15 protein-coding genes are annotated in these 17,176 nt (G+C 53.9%); 9 read left to right on the forward strand and 6 right to left on the reverse strand.

Features of this window, described 5'->3' with window-relative positions:
* Positions 1 to 5: 5 nt before the first annotated feature.
* The 4 genes from AC3B8H_RS01160 to rsxA are packed head-to-tail and all read right to left on the reverse strand — an operon-like array spanning position 6 to position 3,716.
* Positions 6 to 1,067, reverse strand: a complete 1,062-nt coding sequence (locus AC3B8H_RS01160) for an RnfABCDGE type electron transport complex subunit D (protein WP_488439791.1) — start codon at positions 1,065 to 1,067, stop codon at positions 6 to 8.
* Positions 1,064 to 2,578: an electron transport complex subunit RsxC gene (gene rsxC, locus AC3B8H_RS01165; RefSeq protein ID WP_488439792.1), complete on the reverse strand. Its 1,515-nt coding sequence runs from the start codon at positions 2,576 to 2,578 to the stop codon at positions 1,064 to 1,066. The genes AC3B8H_RS01160 and rsxC overlap by 4 nt, the downstream gene beginning before the upstream one ends.
* 11 nt (positions 2,579 to 2,589) lie before the next feature.
* Positions 2,590 to 3,123, reverse strand: coding sequence for an electron transport complex subunit RsxB (rsxB, locus tag AC3B8H_RS01170; RefSeq protein ID WP_064024196.1), 534 nt, complete (start codon positions 3,121 to 3,123; stop codon positions 2,590 to 2,592).
* Between the two features lie 11 nt (positions 3,124 to 3,134).
* Positions 3,135 to 3,716, reverse strand: a complete 582-nt coding sequence (rsxA, locus tag AC3B8H_RS01175) for an electron transport complex subunit RsxA (protein WP_064024198.1) — start codon at positions 3,714 to 3,716, stop codon at positions 3,135 to 3,137.
* A gap of 344 nt (positions 3,717 to 4,060) precedes the next feature.
* Between rsxA and nifL the strand changes: the two genes are divergently transcribed.
* Both nifL and nifA read left to right on the forward strand, forming a co-directional pair.
* Positions 4,061 to 5,695, forward strand: coding sequence for a nitrogen fixation negative regulator NifL (gene nifL, locus AC3B8H_RS01180; protein ID WP_488439793.1), 1,635 nt, complete (start codon positions 4,061 to 4,063; stop codon positions 5,693 to 5,695).
* The gene (gene nifA / locus AC3B8H_RS01185) at positions 5,688 to 7,214 is read left to right on the forward strand and encodes a nif-specific transcriptional activator NifA (RefSeq protein WP_488439794.1); all 1,527 of its coding nucleotides are present in this window, start codon (positions 5,688 to 5,690) and stop codon (positions 7,212 to 7,214) included. Before nifL ends, nifA begins: the two co-directional genes overlap by 8 nt.
* A gap of 87 nt (positions 7,215 to 7,301) precedes the next feature.
* On the opposite strand, the gene fchA is transcribed toward nifA, so the two are convergent.
* Together fchA and cysS are read right to left on the reverse strand one after the other, a co-directional pair.
* On the reverse strand, positions 7,302 to 7,931 hold the full coding sequence (fchA, locus tag AC3B8H_RS01190; protein ID WP_488439795.1) for a methenyltetrahydrofolate cyclohydrolase: 630 nt from the start codon (positions 7,929 to 7,931) through the stop codon (positions 7,302 to 7,304).
* A gap of 9 nt (positions 7,932 to 7,940) precedes the next feature.
* Positions 7,941 to 9,314, reverse strand: a complete 1,374-nt coding sequence (gene cysS, locus AC3B8H_RS01195) for a cysteine--tRNA ligase (protein WP_488439796.1) — start codon at positions 9,312 to 9,314, stop codon at positions 7,941 to 7,943.
* Positions 9,315 to 9,495: 181 nt separating this feature from the next.
* On the opposite strand from cysS, the gene AC3B8H_RS01200 reads away from it, so the two are divergent.
* The 7 genes from AC3B8H_RS01200 to AC3B8H_RS01230 all read left to right on the forward strand — a co-directional run.
* Complete coding sequence (locus AC3B8H_RS01200; protein WP_488439797.1) at positions 9,496 to 10,008, forward strand: peptidylprolyl isomerase; 513 nt, start codon at positions 9,496 to 9,498, stop codon at positions 10,006 to 10,008.
* Between the two features lie 12 nt (positions 10,009 to 10,020).
* Positions 10,021 to 10,791, forward strand: a complete 771-nt coding sequence (locus AC3B8H_RS01205) for a UDP-2,3-diacylglucosamine diphosphatase (protein WP_488439798.1) — start codon at positions 10,021 to 10,023, stop codon at positions 10,789 to 10,791.
* Between the two features lie 309 nt (positions 10,792 to 11,100).
* Entirely contained in the window at positions 11,101 to 11,880 is a 780-nt protein-coding gene (locus AC3B8H_RS01210) for a S1C family serine protease (RefSeq protein WP_488439799.1), read from the forward strand.
* A gap of 29 nt (positions 11,881 to 11,909) precedes the next feature.
* Positions 11,910 to 13,298: a TIGR03013 family XrtA/PEP-CTERM system glycosyltransferase gene (locus AC3B8H_RS01215; RefSeq protein ID WP_488439800.1), complete on the forward strand. Its 1,389-nt coding sequence runs from the start codon at positions 11,910 to 11,912 to the stop codon at positions 13,296 to 13,298.
* A 64-nt stretch (positions 13,299 to 13,362) separates the two neighbouring features.
* Positions 13,363 to 14,472: an adenine nucleotide alpha hydrolase family protein gene (locus AC3B8H_RS01220; RefSeq protein WP_488439801.1), complete on the forward strand. Its 1,110-nt coding sequence runs from the start codon at positions 13,363 to 13,365 to the stop codon at positions 14,470 to 14,472.
* Positions 14,450 to 16,228, forward strand: a complete 1,779-nt coding sequence (locus AC3B8H_RS01225) for an AMP-dependent synthetase/ligase (protein WP_488439802.1) — start codon at positions 14,450 to 14,452, stop codon at positions 16,226 to 16,228. Before AC3B8H_RS01220 ends, AC3B8H_RS01225 begins: the two co-directional genes overlap by 23 nt.
* A gap of 43 nt (positions 16,229 to 16,271) precedes the next feature.
* Positions 16,272 to 17,176: SDR family oxidoreductase (locus AC3B8H_RS01230; protein ID WP_488439803.1), on the forward strand; the 905-nt coding region annotated here is incomplete at its 3' end.

Consider the following 17,176-nt stretch of genomic DNA (forward strand, 5'->3'; position numbering starts at 1 on the left):
GAATCTCAGGAGTTGGAAATATCAAGCGGTTTGCCACTCCGGTATCGCCCGTAAATTCGGGGCCGGATATAGTGGTCGATCAACGGCGTCACGGCGTTCATTAACAAAATAGCGAAGCCGGTACCCTCGGGGTAACCGCCCCAGGAGCGAATCACAAAGATCAACAAGCCACAACCCGCGCCGAAGATGACCTGTCCTTGCGGCGTGTTCGGCGAGGTCACGTAGTCGGTGGCGATAAAGAAAGCCACCAGCATGACCGCGCCGGAATTCAAATGCACCCACGGGCTCAGGTAATGCTTGGCGTCCCACAAATGAAAGCCGGAGGACAGCAGGAAAATCGTCGCCAACAACGAAACCGGGATGTGCCACTGAATCACGCCTTGCCGCATCAGCCACAAGCCACCACCAAGTACCAACAAGGTCGAGGTTTCGCCAAGACTGCCGCGCTCCCAACCCAGCATCGCCAAAAAACCGGAGTATTCGTTCAAGATACCGGGCAATACGTGGCCTTGAGAGAATTCGGTCTTGACCATACCCAGCGTGGTCGCCCCGGTCACCGCGTCGGCATTGTTCAAGCCCGAAAAGGTGATCGCAAAACTGTCGAACACACCGGGTCCGGTGAACAATGGCGAGACGTTGGCCCAGGTTGTCATTTCAATCGGGAATGAAATCAGTAGTGCAACCCTGGCCAGCATTGCCGGATTAAACAGGTTTTGCCCCAATCCGCCGTACACGTGCTTACCCAGAACGATAGCGATACCGGCGCCGACCACGCCTATCCACCAGGGCGCCCACGGCGGCAAGGTCATCGCCACCAGCATGCCGGAAACGATCGCCGAGCCGTCCCGCAAGAAAGGTCCGGCCGCGACGCCTTTCAGCTTCAGGCAGAATGCCTCGAAGGCCAGCGCGGACAGCACCGTGACGACAAACAAATACAACGCCGGCCAACCGAATAACAACACGCCGAAACCGGCGGCCGGCGCCATCGCCAGTATCACCAGACGCATGATCTGATCGGAACGGCGGGTAGCGAGTACGTGGGGACCACTGACCGGTTTTACGCTCATACGGTTTCCTCGGCTTTCGCCTGGGCTTGTTGCGCCTGTTGGGCTTGTTGGGCGGCCAAACGGGCGGCGCGAGCTTCCTGGGCGCGTTGCGCCTCGGCTTCGGCTTCCAGCCGAATGCGCTCCATCCGCTGATTGCGTTCGTCGATCAGGCGTTTGGTTTGCTCGGATTTATGATCGGCCTGTTGGCGCTTGACCAACTCGCCGGACGCGAACTTGAAGTAATGCACCAACGGAATATTCGAAGGGCAAACATAGGAGCAACTACCGCAACTGATGCAATCCTTCAAACCCAGATCGACCGCGGCGTCGAGCTGGTTGACCTTGATGCGGCTGGCCATTTCCAGCGGCAGTAAACCCACCGGACAAGCGGTCACGCAACTCGAACAGCGTATGCAGGGTTGCACCTCGGGTTCTTCGATTTCGGCGGCCGTCAGAGCCAGAACACCGTTACAAGCCTTGACCACCGGCACTTCGGCGATCGGCAGCGCATCGCCCATCATCGGTCCGCCCATCACCAAGCGGGCCATTTTGGTTTTATCCCATCCGCAGAATGCCAACACTTCAGACATCAGGGTGCCGATCGGCACTTCGACGTTGCGCGGTTGAGCGACGGCGGCGCCAGACACGGTAACGACCCTGGAAATTAAAGGCTGCCCCAGACACACCGCCTTATATACCGCGTGAGCAGTGGCGACGTTATGAACCAAAACACCAATGTCGGCGGCACGGCCATCGGCCGGAATTTCTTGACCGGTCAGATAACGCAACATCTGCCGATCCCAGCCCATCGGGTAGCGGGTCGGGACTTGGGAGACCACGATATTCGGGTGGTCGCGACAAGCGTCGCGCATGGCTTGATACGCGGCCGGCTTGTTGTCCTCGATTCCGACCATGGCCTTGGGTGCGTCCAGGCCGCGCAACATCAAGCGAATGCCGGCGACGATTTCTTCCGCCTTCTCCTGCATCAAGCGATCGTCGCAGGTCAGGTAGGGCTCGCATTCGCCGGCGTTAATCAACAATGTGTGAATTTTGCTTTTTCGACCCAAGCTCAGTTTCACGGCCGATGGAAACACCGCGCCACCCAAGCCGACCACGCCGGCGGCGCCGACGATCGAGCAAATCGTTTCCGAATCGAGTCCGAACGGATCGTCGGGCACTTCCAGCGCCGCCCATTCATCCTTACCATCGCTTTCGATCACAACCGTTCGAATCGGCAACGCGGACGGATGCGGTGCGGGAAAATCCTTCACGTCGGCGACAATGCCCGATGTTGGTGCATGAACCGGCGCCGAAATGGTGCCTTGACTATAGGCCAGCAACTGACCCTTAAGAATTTTTTCACCGACCTTGACCACCGGTTCGGCCGGTTTGCCAACGTGCTGCTGCACCGGAATGTATAGCTTTTTCGGAATTGGAAAGCCGCTGGCGATACTCAGTCCCGACGTTTCGCTTTTATGCTCTTCGGCATGAACGCCGCCGCGTAATCTAGGATTTTCAAACCATCCAAACATAAACTTATTCCTTACGCCGCCAAAGGCTTGGGCCAGCGCCAGTTCCGCAAGGTCACTTCGACTGGATGCATTTGCAGGCATTCGGTCGGGCAAACTTCGACACATTTTTTACAGCCTATGCAAGCATCGGCAACGACGGCGTGGATTTGTTTTGGTGCGCCGACGATGGCATCGGTGGGGCAAACCTTGAAGCAGCGGGTGCAACCGGTGCAGGTCTCTTCGCTGACCCGGGCGACCATCGGCTCTTGATCTTGCGTCTGGCTCAAATCGACATCCACGCCCAACAGCTTGGCCAGTTGCTCGACCAGCGCGGTTCCGCCCGGCGGACACAAGGTCACCGGCGCGGCACCTGATACCACCGCCTCGGCGGCTGGCCGGCATCCCGGAAAACCGCATTGGCCGCACTGCGAACCCGGCATCAGCTCTTCCACCCGCTCGACCAGCGGATCCGATTCCACTTTCAAATACTTAGCGGCAATGCCCAGACTAATGCCCAAAAACAGGCCTAGAGCGGTCAAAATCACTATCGCGGATAAAACGTACATGGCTGCGCCTCTTATTTGCTGTATAGACCCGCAAATCCCATGAATGCCAGCGACATAATGCCGGCGGTGATAAACGCAATGGGGGTGCCTGAAAAAAGTGCCGGTACAGCCATCAACGCCAGGCGTTCACGGAGACCGGCAAAGAGCACCATCACCAGGGTAAAACCCAATGCCGAACCAAAGCCGAACAATAGGCTTTGGACGAAATTATATTGTTCTTGGATATTCAGCAAAGCCACGCCCAAGACCGCGCAATTGGTGGTGATCAGCGGCAGGAAAATACCCAGCACCTGATACATCACCGGACTAGTCTTATGAATAACCATCTCGGTGAACTGCACGACGGCGGCGATCACTAAAATAAAACCCAACACTCTCAAAAAACCGATGTCGAACGGTAGCAGCAAGCGGTGCTCCAACACCCAGCTCGCCGCCGAGGCCAGCGTCAGTACGAAGGTGGTCGCCAAACCCATGCCCAGTGCGGTATCCAATTTGTTGGAGACGCCCATGAACGGGCATAATCCGAGGAACTTTACCAGCACTACGTTGTTGACCAGCGCCGTGCCCAATATCAGCAATAAGTATTCGCTCATCGTTTTAAAAACCTTGTTTAGTGCTAACTGTTCAGCATCATCCGTGCCAAGCAGCCAACTCTGCGAACAGCCGCCGAATCCCGCGAAATTCATGGTGGGAGCTTCTGTAAGCTCTGTGCCAAAAAACACAGTTTCAAAACAAGCGGGCAAATAAATGTCGTAAACCTTACAATTCGCCGGGAATAAGCAACAGCAACCTAGCCTCGCCAACTTTGGCGCCCAAATTGCATGTGCTTTTAAGGAAATACCGGCCCGGAGCCGGTCGCCTTCGCCGCGCGTAGCACTGTTATTTGCTCGGCGGACAACAATCATTCATCCGGAACATACCTTGAGAGCAGTTTGCCATGACCAAATCCACCCCTGACTTCATGCTGGGCGAAATCGAGATCGACACGGCCAATCTGTTGGCACCAGGGCAAGCCGACGCCGCCCCAGCCAAGCGCGGCGGCAAGCAAACCCAAACCTTACCGTTCTCGCTATTCGTCAAAGCCGTCGAACAAGCGCCGGTTGCCATATCGATCACCGATAAAAAAGCCAATATTCTGTATATCAACGATGCCTTCACCCAAGTGACCGGCTACCACGCCGCCGAAATTCTGGGCCAGAACGAATCCAAGCTGTCCGACAAGTCCACTCCGCGGCAAATTTATTACGACCTGTGGCACACCATTTCCCGCAAGCAAGTCTGGCACGGCCAGCTGGTCAATCGGCGTAAATTGGGAGAACGCTATCTGGCTGACCTGACGATAGCACCGATGCTTGATGAGCGAGGCGCCATCAGCCACTATATAGGCATGCACAAGGACGTCACCCAGGCTCACCATGTCGAACAACAGGTTAGCAACCAAAAACAATTGATCGAATCAGTGTTGAACGCTTCTCCGGTGGCGATGGCGGTGTTGGACAGCGACAAGCGAGTGGTGTTGGACAACCAAATGTACAAAATGCTGATTAGCGAACTGGATAAGCCGGAACCGGCATTGTTTTTCCTGGACGCGTTGGAGCAAGACATGGGTGATTTGTGGAATGCCGCCACGACTCGCCAGGGTTTCACCAACCGGGAAATCCGTTACGACGGCACCGGCATTCGGGGAACCCGCTGGTTTTCCTGCTCCGGCAACTGGTTTACCGAAAACGACGTCTGCGCCGACAGCTTCTTCGCCAAGCAGTTTAAAGACTATCTATTGTTGAGCGTCAACGACATAACGCTACAACGTCGCCAACAGGAAAAACTGCAAATTCAGACTTTGCGCAATCTGTTGACCGAGGAAGAACACATTCGCAGTATCCGCGAAACCCTGTTGGGCGCGATGCACCAAATCCGCCAGCCGCTCAATCAAATACACGCGGCGATTCAGATCATGAGTCAGCGCAACGAATCGCATAACCAGCCGCTACGCGACCTGCTCAGCCAGGTTCAGGCGATGGGCGAGGAGACCTTGGCGACATTGCAACGCTGTGTGCCGGAAATCCCGGAATCGGCGGTGGTACCCGTCAATCTGAACCAGCTGCTGCACGAGGTGATGCTGCTCTACAGCACCAAATTTCTGGCCAACGGCATCGTCGTCGATTGGTTGCCCAATCCGGTTTTGCCTTCTATCCTGGGGTCGGAGAACAAACTGCGCATGTTGTTCAAACAACTGATCGACAACGCGGTCAACGCCATGAACCGCGCCAGCAGCCGCGAACGGCTGATCAAGATCAGCACCGCCAGCGACCGTGCCTGGGTGCATGTGGCGATCGACGATACCGGCCCCGGCATTCCGGCCAATCAGCGCAGCAAGGTGTTCGAACCGTTTTTCACGACTTCGCCGACGATGGGTAGCGTGCAGGCCGGCATGGGACTGGTGATGGCGAAGGAAATCGTCAACCAACACAACGGCATGATCGAAATCGATCCGGACTATCAAAACGGCTGCAGTTTCAAACTCAGTTTTCCCTGTCAAAAAAACTCAGCCATGGTGAGCATCCATGAGTGAACGATTACTACTGGTCGAATCGGAACTGGACACCCTGTATTTGGTCAGCCAACTTCTCAATAGCACCCACGATCTTAGAACCAAACTCAAGGGGATATTGGAGATACTGCACAAACGCACCGGCCTGCATTTCGGGATGATCACGCTACGCGACATCGAGGACGACAGCATGAGCATCTGCGAGATTTACGGCGAAGACATCGATCGTTCGGTCCGCTACCAACCCGGCGAAGGCTTGGTCGGCGCGATTCTGGACGAAGGCAGTACCATCGTCGTCGAGCGCATCGCCGACGAACCGCGCTTTTTAAGCCGTCTTGGCGTTTACAACCCCGACCTGCCCTTCATCGGCTCGCCGCTGGCCGTCGAACAAGGCGAAGTCGTCGGCATCCTGGCCGCCCAGCCTTGCGACGCCGGTTTTCTGGGGGAGCGTGCCCGCTTCATGGAAATGGTCGCCAATCTGATCGCCCACAGCGTCAACATGCTGCGAGTCATGGAGCGCAAGCAAAACGAACTGGCCAGCGAACGCGATTACCTCAAGCAAACGCTGGTCAAAAACTATCGCTTCGAAAACATCATCGGCCATTCCGAACCGATGCTGAAAGTGTTCGACATCATCCGCCAAGTCGCCAAGTGGCATACCACAGTGTTGATACGCGGCGAATCCGGCACCGGTAAGGAAGTGGTCGCCAGCTCGATTCATTTCAATTCGGCCTGCGCCAACGGCCCGTTTCTGAAACTGAACTGTGCGGCGCTGCCCGACACCTTGCTCGAATCCGAATTATTCGGCCATGAGAAAGGCGCGTTCAGCGGCGCGATCGGCCAACGCAAGGGCCGCTTCGAACTGGCCGACGGCGGCACCTTGTTTCTCGACGAAATCGGCGAAATCTCGGCGTCGTTCCAAGCCAAACTCTTGCGGGTATTGCAAGAGGGTGAATTCGAACGGGTTGGCGGCGTCCGCACCCTGAAAGTCAACGTCCGCATCATCGCCGCCACCAACCGCAACCTGGAACAGGAAGTGGCCGACGGCAACTTCCGTGAGGACTTGTACTACCGGCTGAACGTGATGCCGATCAATATGCCGCCGCTGCGCGAGCGCATCGAGGACATTCCGGAACTGTCGAGCTTTTTACTGAACCGGATTTCCAAGCAGCAAGGCGGCCGGCCGCTGGAAGTCAAGGAAAGCGCGATCCGCATATTGATGAAGCACGACTGGCCGGGCAATGTCCGCGAACTGGAAAACCGGCTGGAGCGCGCCGCGATTATGAGCCAGGACGGCGTCATCGATCGCGACGTGATTGCCGCGACCGGACTGGAAAGCGAAATCGGCATCGGCCGGACGCCGCAACAGATTAAGCAAATCGATCTGCACGACGAAAACATGGATGAGCGGGAAAGAGTGATTGCCGCGCTGGAGCAAAGCGGCTGGGTGCAAGCCAAGGCGGCTCGATTGTTGGATATGACGCCGAGGCAGATCGCCTATCGAATTCAAACCTTGAATATTAACGTCAAACAGCTGTGACTAACTCAGTCCCGGGGCGGATCGCCTCGGGACAAATCAAAGCAGCCCCTGCCGGAAAAGCAAACTCGCTAATCGAGCCATGGGGCGCTAAAGCTTGTCTTGCACGATCCGGTATATGGCCTCGGCCTCCTGCTCGCCTGTCGCCAACAAGGCTTGCAGTTCCGCCAGCCGGTTGTCGGCAAACGCCTTGTCCTTCAAGGCTCCGGCGTTGATTCGAACGTTCAATGCCGCGCTCTTCAAGCCGGCGTAGGCCGCCATCACCGCGACGCCGGCATCGCTAATCACCGCCAGCGCCCCCTTCTCGGCCGCGACGCGACTTAGCGCGATCGCTTGCGCGCAAGCCTTGGCGCAAGCCAACGGCACGTCGGTCGCGTCTTTCAGCACCACTTGGATTTGCTCGGCCCGATAGGCTTTTTCCGCGTCACTGGCCTTGGGCAAACCGTAACAAGCCATCAAGCGATCGAATACCTCGACATCAGCCTGAATCATCCGGGTCAATGTTTCCCGTAACGCTTCCGCCTCCGCCAACAACGCCCGCAGATCGCCATCGACTTCAACGTATTTGGGTTTGCCTATCGTCAGATTGCAAACCATAGCAACCAACGCGGCGCCTTGAGCGCCCAGCAGTGCCGCCGCGCTGCCGCCGCCCGGCGTCGCTTGCTTGCCGGCCAGTTCGTCGAGGAACAGATAGACGGGTTTATCTTTAATTTCAGTCATCGCTGTCTCTCAATTTTCGCGGCGCCATGTGGTATGGCCGCCGGCCACGTCTTCCAGAATGACACCCAAACTTTTCAAGCGATCCCGGATCGCGTCCGCTTGCGCCCAGTCTCTGTTGACCTTGGCGGCCTTGCGAGCGGCAATCAAGCTTTCTATGTCGGCTTCGGATAAACCGTCCTCGCCACTATCGCCTTTCAGAAAGCTGTCGGGGTCATCCTGCAACAATCCCAAAACGCTGGCCAAACGCTTTAACGTTGAAGCCAGTTTGGCTTTATGGTCGGTTTTGTTCAGTTCGCGCGCCAGATCGAACAGCACCGCCAAGGCCACCGGCGTATTGAAGTCGTCATCCATCGCTTGCTCAAAACGCAACCGGTAGTCGGCATCGACGTCGTCATCGCCGATTTCGACGCCGCGCAGCGCGGTATACAATCGCGTCAACGCGGCGCCTGCTTCGTCGAGCTGTTCGTCGGCATAATTCAGCGGACTGCGGTAATGGCTGGACAGGATAAAAAACCTGACAATCTCCGGCCGATACCGCTTCAAGACCTCTCGCACGGTAAAAAAATTGCCCAGGGATTTGGACATTTTCTCTTCGTTGATCCGGACGAAACCGTTATGCATCCAGTAATTGACGAAGGGCTGACCGGTGGCGCCCTCGGATTGGGCAATCTCGTTTTCGTGATGCGGAAACTGCAAATCCATGCCACCGCCGTGAATGTCAAAGTGATCGCCCAAGCAGCAGGTGGACATCGCCGAGCATTCGATATGCCAGCCGGGACGCCCCAGGCCCCACGGCGATTCCCAGGCCGGCTCGCCGGGCTTGGCCATTTTCCACAATACGAAATCCAGAGGATCGCGCTTGGCCGCATCGACATCGACCCGCTCGCCGGCATTCAAATCTTCGATATTCTTGCCGGACAATTTGCCGTAACCGTCGAATCGACTCACCGCGTAAAACACGTCGCCATTGCCGCCAACGTAGGCATACTCCTTGGCTATCAGCGTTTCTATCATCCGGATGATGTCGGCAATCGATTGGGTGGCGCGCGGTTCGATGTCCGGCGGCAATACCGCCAGGGCGCGCTCGTCCTCGTGCATCGCCGCGATAAAACGTTCGGTCAAAGCCGTAAAGGCTTCGCCGTTTTCGTTTGCGCGCTGAATGATTTTATCGTCGATATCGGTGACGTTCCGGACATACGTCAGTTGGTAACCTGCATGGCGCAAATAGCGGGCCACGGTATCGAAAACCACCATGACTCGGGCATGGCCGACGTGGCAGTAGTCGTATACCGTCATGCCGCAGACGTACATGCCGACCTTGCCGGGCTGCCTGGGAATGAATTCTTGCTTGCTGCGAGTCAGGGTGTTGTAAATTTTCAACATCGGCGGTGTTCGGTTACGGCGCAAAGACCGGGCAATCTACCAAGATTCCGGCTTCTCTTTCAAGATAAAAACACATAGAATTCGCCGCTTGCAGCGCTAACGAGGATATTCCATGCGTAACCGGTTCGCTTACCTGATGCTGTTTTTATTTTCAACCCTTTCATTTGCAACGGAAAACAAAATGTCGGACTCCCAATCCAAAGTCAAACTGACCACCACATTAGGCACCATCGTCATCCAGCTCGACACCACCAAAGCACCCGCGTCGTCGGCTAATTTCATGGCCTATGTCAACGACGGCTTTTATAACGGTACGATCTTCCATCGCGTGATACCGGGGTTCATGGCGCAAGGCGGCGGCTTCGACACTTCATTCAATCAAAAAGCCACCAAAGCCACCATCCAAAACGAAGCGAACAACGGCCTGAAAAACAAACGCGGCACGATCGCGATGGCCCGCACCAACGACCCCCATTCGGCCACGGCGCAATTCTTTATCAATTACAAAGACAACGCCTTTTTAGACCATACCAACCAAACCCCTAGCGGCTGGGGCTATGCGGTTTTCGGTGAAGTCGTCGAAGGCATGGATGTCGTCGACGCGATGGCCAAGCAACCGACCGCCAACCGCGGCATGCATCAAGACGTTCCCAAAACCGACATCGTCATCGAAAAAGCCGAAGTCGTCGAATAGCAACCGTCAGCGATGTCGCAACCCTCGCCGGAGACGCCGGAGCAGGCGTCTCTACCCCAAGATATATTGTTCATCTCCGATCTGCATTTGGCTTGGGAAAAGCCGACATTATCTAGGCACTTTCTGGAATTCTTGCAACGTCGAGCAGCGCGCGCCCAAGCCGTCTACATACTCGGCGATCTCTTCGACGCCTGGATAGGCGACGACGACAACAGCCCGCCGAATCGAACTATCAAAAAAGCATTACGAACGTTGACCGAAGCCGGAGTCCGGATTTTTTTGTTGCAAGGCAATCGGGATTTTTTGCTGGGCGAACAGTTTTGTCGGGAAACCGGCATCGCGTTGTTGGACGATTACAGCGTCATCGAATTAAACGGCACTCGCGTGTTGTTGACGCATGGCGATTTGCTCTGCACCGACGACGAGGCGTACCAAGCGTTTCGGAAAAAATCCCGTAGCCCGCGGTGGCAAAGCGACGTGCTGGGCAAACCGCTACTGCTTCGACTGTTGGCCGCGCGCTGGTACCGCCTGCGCAGTCATTTCCATAAGCGGGGCAAATCCGATGAGATTATGGATGTCAATCCGCAAACCGTCGCGGAAACCATGCGCCGCCATGGCTGCGACATTTTGATACACGGCCACACCCATCGGCCTAACCTGCACGAATTTCTGCTGGACGGCCGTGGCGCCAAACGTTACGTACTGGCGGATTGGACCGTGGACGGTGCCAGCGCACTACACTGGGACGGTTCTTCGTTTCAGTGGGAAAGGCTGTATCCATAAAAAAACCGGTAACACTGAACCGGGCTGTCACTGTTTCCCGATCACGGCGCTACCGGCTCCACTATCTCCACCCAAGTAGACCGGCTCATGCCCGCCGAGTTCCGCTGTTTCGGCAAAAAAACCACGGCGACTCCGCGCGTCTTAAGTCCCAAGACCATGCGCCTGAGCGCGCGGTATCCCGACCTCAACATCCTGGAATCGAACCGCCAACGAATTTGCGCCGCTCCCCCCGGCAGGGTGTTAGTATTGACCGCAAGATAGGCTAGACTTTAGGTATGGCTTCGTATCAACCGCCCTCAACAATTCTTCATGATTAACTTAGCGGCCTATTTGCTGGGAAGTGTGTTAACGATTGCCGCCAACGGCAACGCGTTTGCCAACGACAACAAGCTCCCGGACACCATTGCTCTGATCAAGCCAGGCGTGGTTGCGGTAGGCACTTACATGCCCACCCGCAATCCCAGGGCCCTGTTTCTAGCGACCGGCTTTGCGATCGGCAACGGCGACCGGATCGTTACCAATGCCCATGTACTCGAAAAAAAACTGGACGGCGCCCGCTTGGAACGCTTCGCGGTGTTCTATCTGCAAGACCAAAAAGAACACATGTTGATCGCGGATATTGGCGGCGTGGACGGAGAACATGATTTGGCGATGCTGACCCTCGAAGGCGGCAAGTTACCGCCACTGGAAATCGGCGATTCGCAAAAGGTTCGAGAAGGCGAGCAATTTGCTTTTACCGGCTATCCGATCGGCATGGTCTTGGGCTTATACCCGGTAACCCACCACACCATCGTGTCCGCGATCTCGCCAAACGCCATACCGGCTATTGCCACCAATCAATTGAATGTCAACATGCTGAGAAAGCTGCAAACGCCCTACAACGTGTTCCAGCTTGACGCAACCGCCTATCCGGGCAACAGCGGCAGTCCGCTGTACGACCCCGACTCGGGCAAGGTCATCGGCATCATCAACAAGGTATTCGTGCAAGGTAGCAAGGAAAACGCCATTACCAACCCCAGCGGCATTACTTACGCCATTCCAGCCGAATACATCCGAGCGCTGGCCGGCCAAACAACCTCTGTCCAATAACTCTTTCAGGATCGTCATTCGCAACCAATATGATTCGAATCTTTCGACACTATATTTCAACGGCGTATTTGTGGCTGTTAGTCCTGGAATGGCTGGTCTTTTTTCTGGCGATGTATTGTGGCGCGACAGTCCGTTTTCTCTATACAGCCTCCTGGTATACCGCCAACGAATTAGCCGCCGCCGCGTTGATGTACTCCATGGTATTCACCGCCGCGTGCTCGGCACTGGGGCTATACCGAAAAACCCTCGATAAGGAGGAATACAACATCCTGCAGCGCATTAGTTTTGCGTTCGCTATCGCGGTTTTCATGCTGGCGTTTATCTATTACGTGATTCCAGACCTGATGCTGGCACGTAGCGTATTGATTTCCGCGCTAATTTTTTCCTACGCCGGGCTACTAATGACCCGCCACCTGTTTTATCGTTTCGTGAACTTGGAAAAGCTCAAGCGCCGGGTACTGGTCATCGGTTGCGGCCAGCGGGCCGGGGAATTGAGCGTCGTCAATTCCAGCTACATTTATCGGGGCTTCGAAATTGTCGGTTATGTCACTCTCGAAGACGAACCCATCAATGTGCCGCACGCCATCGCACTTAACGAAAAATTGCGCTTGAACGACATTGTCGAAGCCGCCGATGTCGATGAAATTGTCATCGCGGTGGACGATAGGCGTAAAAAACTTCCCGTTGACGAACTGCTGGATGTCAAGATGTCGGGCGTTCAAATCATGGACTTACAAACCTTTTACGAGCGCGAACAACGTTTGGTGTATCTGGAAACGTTAAGCCCGAGTTGGCTGGTATTCTCCGACGGTTTCGTCAACGATGGCACCCGCCCCATCGTCAAACGTACCTTCGACGTGATTGCCAGCTTGCTATTACTATCCGTCAGTTGGTGGATCATGGTGCTGACCATGATGGCGATCTACATCGAAAGCGGCTTTGGCGCGCCGGTATTTTATAAGCAGCGGCGGGTAGGGTATCGTAGCGAGGTATTTAACGTCATTAAATTCCGCAGCATGCGAGTGGATGCCGAAAAAAACGGCGCTCAATGGGCCGCGCAAACCGACGACCGGGTCACCAAGGTCGGTAAATTCATCCGCAAATATCGGATAGACGAGCTTCCACAATTGCTGAACGTGTTGAAAGGCGACATGAGTTTTGTCGGCCCAAGACCCGAACGCCCCGAATTTGTCCAAGGTTTTGAAGAACGCATCCCGTATTATAAGGAAAGACACCGAGTAAAACCCGGTATCACCGGCTGGGCGCAATTGTGTTATCCCTACGGCGCCAGCGAGTACGATACCCTGCAGAAATTGCAATATGACTTATATTACGTAAAAAATTACAGTCTGTTTTTAGATTTGACCATCATGATGAGCACCGTCGAGGTCATTTTGTGGGGCAAGGGAGCCAGATAGTTTTTCCGAGCACAATGCCCCTGGCCAGTTAGCGCGAAATTAAGAACCCATTCCTGGAATTATTATGGCAAGCTGCGTGAAATGTTTAATCTCCGATGCGGTACCCGGAGTCGTACTCGGCAAAAATGGGGTTTGCAACCTGTGCGAAAACTATAAGCCCGAAGACAGCCAAATCTTGGATAGGCAACGCGCCGAACGTGAAGCCGATCTGGAAAAAGCCCTGCGCGACTGCAGGAATCAAGCGGAATACGATTGCCTCGTGCCGCTCAGCGGCGGTAAGGACAGTATTTATCTGCTGTATAAATTAAAAGTTGAATATGGCCTTAAGGTTCTGGCCTTCACTACCGACATCAATATTCCGCCGTTAGCCTGGGACAATATTCGTCGTGCGTTGAATAAGCTGGACATCGACCATGTCGTTTACCGGCCGTCCGAGCAGTTTTACCAAAAGCTCTTCAAGTATTTGCTGAAAAATCAGGAACCGCGCGGCGCGGTATACACCGTATCTTACGTCTACGCCCCGCTATTTGAAGGCGATGCCATTAAGTTGGCCCTAGAAAAAAATATTCCACTGATTCTAGCCGGATATTCACCCGGCCAACCCGAACCAGAAAGAATGCTTTACGAGTTTTCCAGGGATTTGATTGCCAAAGTCGATTGGACTCCGCCCGCACTCAAATCCAGCACGGAATTCGACGAACAAGAGCTTTCCCGATTTTTCAATCCCCAGAACTATCCCGCTGGCACCGTATTTCCCAGATACTTAGCACCCTACCACGCCTGGCCTTACAACCAAGAACAGATCATGCAAAAAGTCGTGCAACTGGGCTTGGTAAAATCAGGAAGACACGCCAGTCCGATATTCAGTAATTACCCTATCAACTGGTTATTGATGTATTCCGACTTAAAGCATTTCGGTTACAACCCCTATTTGCCGGAGTTTTCCGCGCTGATTCGCGAAGGAAAAGCCAATCTAAACCAATGGCGCATACTCGTGCCGATAGTCGATTTTATGCTTAAAAACAAAGTGCTATTAGGCAAAGAGGTGACAAGAAGCCTACAATGGCTTGCCTTATCAGAAAGTGAGTTGGCCGTGAACCAACGCCCAGGCGCTTATGACCCACCAATGATTGCAACAAGGAGTTTGCAAAATGCAACGAGCAACTCTCCCTGAACTGTTAGCCGCCAGAGTCCGCCAGACTCCGAACGCTAACGCTCATTGGTCGCTCGACATTCACGGCCAATGGATACCGACCAACGTCAGCCAATTCTATTTACAGACTGTCGATTTAGCTTGGCAACTTAAGGCTCTCGGCATTGAAAAAGGGCACACCGTCATTGTTTTGGCGACAAGCTCAAGCCAATGGGAAATAACGCATCACGCTGTTCTGATGCTTGGCGGCGTTATTGTCGGAATCGATCCGGAAGAAACCGCGGAACACCTCGAAACCATATCCAATCTGGTCGGAATCGATGCAATGATTGTCGATCGAGTTGGACGCTTGGAGAAATTCGGCGACCATCTCATCAATCGAGTAACCACCCTGATTTCGCTCGAAGATGCCGGCGAATTCGGAAAGAGTAAGCTTCATTCGGTGGGCATTCGCGACCAGATAGACGAAAAACTTACCCCCTCTGCCTTACCAACGACGGTATTCCCTAACGATGTTGCCACGATCATTTTCACCTCTGGCACCACTGGCACCCCGAAAGGCATAGCATACAGACACGAACAGATCGTCACCGCTATTCAAGCCATATTGGACACCTTTCCTGAAATTGGGCAAGCCCCCTGCCATTTGGTCTGTTGGTTGCCGTTATCGAATCTGTTTCAACGCATTGTAAACTTATGCGCGCTCGCGGGAGGCTCGGAAATATTTTTCGTAACTCAGCCACAAAAAATCATTGAATACCTACCCCAAATCAACCCGCATGTCTTTATTGCTGTCCCGCGCTTTTACGAAAAACTCTACCAAGAAGTGGAGAACAAATTAAATAGGCAACCAAAACCTATCTATCACCTCCTCAGTTTTTGTCTGTCGGCGGGGGAAAACGATTCGCGGATCGGACACCTGTTTCGTTTTATCAATCGCCGCCTATTCAAATCGTTTACATCCTTGTTCGGATGCAATATCCGATATTTGATTAGTGGTTCCGCTCCGATACCAATCTGGCTGTTAAAACGCTTCTACTCGACAGGCCTGTTGATTCTGGAATCCTACGGTCTCAGCGAAAACGTTGTTCCTATTGCCGCGAACCGCGGCAAAGACTACCGATTCGGGACAGTCGGAAAACCGCTAAGTCCAAATCGGGTCAGACTTGCTGAAGACGGCGAACTGCTCGTCAAAGGCAGCGGCGTTTTTGGTGGCTACATCGCGGAACAGCAAGAAGACCGCCGACTAACCACAGACGGCTATTTGGCGAGCGGGGATTATGCCGAAATCGACGAATACGGTTACATTCGCCTGACTGGGCGAAAATCCGACGTGTTTAAGACCTCAACCGGCCGCAAAATCGCTCCCGTCGAAATTGAAGACTTGTTAAAAAGCCATAGTAAAATTGAGCACGCGGTGGTATTCGGCGCAAACCGCAAGTTTTTAACAACCTTGGTAACCTTGGGGGCCAAGCGACCGGAAGGCGACACCGACATAATCGACTACACCAGAAAATTAGCGAAGACGCTCGCCGAAACCGCAGCGGAATTACCCAATTACAAACGCCCGGTCGGTGCTGTGTTAAGCTTTTCCTCACTATCCGTCGAAAGAAATGAACTGACACGCAATTTCAAGTTGCTGCGGCGGAATATTCAACAAGATTACGGAGCTTGGATCGACCAACTTTACGATGCATTAGACAATGCGGATTCAATTATTCACCAGCAACCCCTGTTGATTGAACCCAATATCGTATTGCTGAAGTTACCGGCCTGACCAATCCTGTTGCGGATCATCCAATTGCACTTGAGGAATAACGATGAAATCCAATTATTTCGTCACCGGCGCGACCGGCGCTATCGGCAGCATGCTGGTACCGCTGTTGCTGGACGAACCAGAAACCCGAATTTGGTTGTTAATCCGCGCGAAATCACCCGAGCACCTGCGGCAACGCCTAGAGGAACTGATTGAATTCTGGGAACTGGATGCCACTAAAGCCGACGACTCACGCCAACGTATTACCTTACTACAAGGCGACACCGATCAGCCGCGCTTTGGTCTATCCGAGCAAGCCTATGGCGAAATCGTTAAATCATGCACGCATATTATCCATAGTGCTGGCGTCGTACGGATGAATCTACCACTGGATACAGCTCGCAAACACGCATTGGGCGCCGTAAAAAACATTGTCGAACTGGCTCGCGCCTGCCAAGCGGTGGGGGTGCTGCGGAAAGTGGAATACGTCAGTACAGTCGGCGTTGCCGGAAAAATGTCAGGCTTGGTGCCGGAAGCTTGGATATTAGAACCTCGGCAATTCCACAACACTTACGAGCAATCCAAAGCCGAAGCAGAAGATTATTTGCGCGAGCAAATCGAACTGTACCAGCTACCGGTGACCGTTCATCGCCCAAGCATGGTTGTTGGTCATTCTAAAACTGGAAAGATCATTCATTTTCAAGTTTTTTATTACATTTGTGACTTCCTGTCAGGAAAGCTAACATTTGGTCTATTACCCCGGCTAGGCCAGGTGAAACTAGACATAATTCCCGTAAATTACGTTACAAAATGGATAAAAGCCAGTTCACAGCGACAAGACAATATAGGAAGAATCCACAACATTTGCTCTGGGAGCAGAGATTCAATTAAGTTAACTCACCTACAGAGAACTATTCGTAAGCTATTAATTGAAAGAAACTTAACATCTCCACTACTCATTCATCTACC

This window comes from Methylomonas sp. BG-2 (assembly GCF_057766305.1).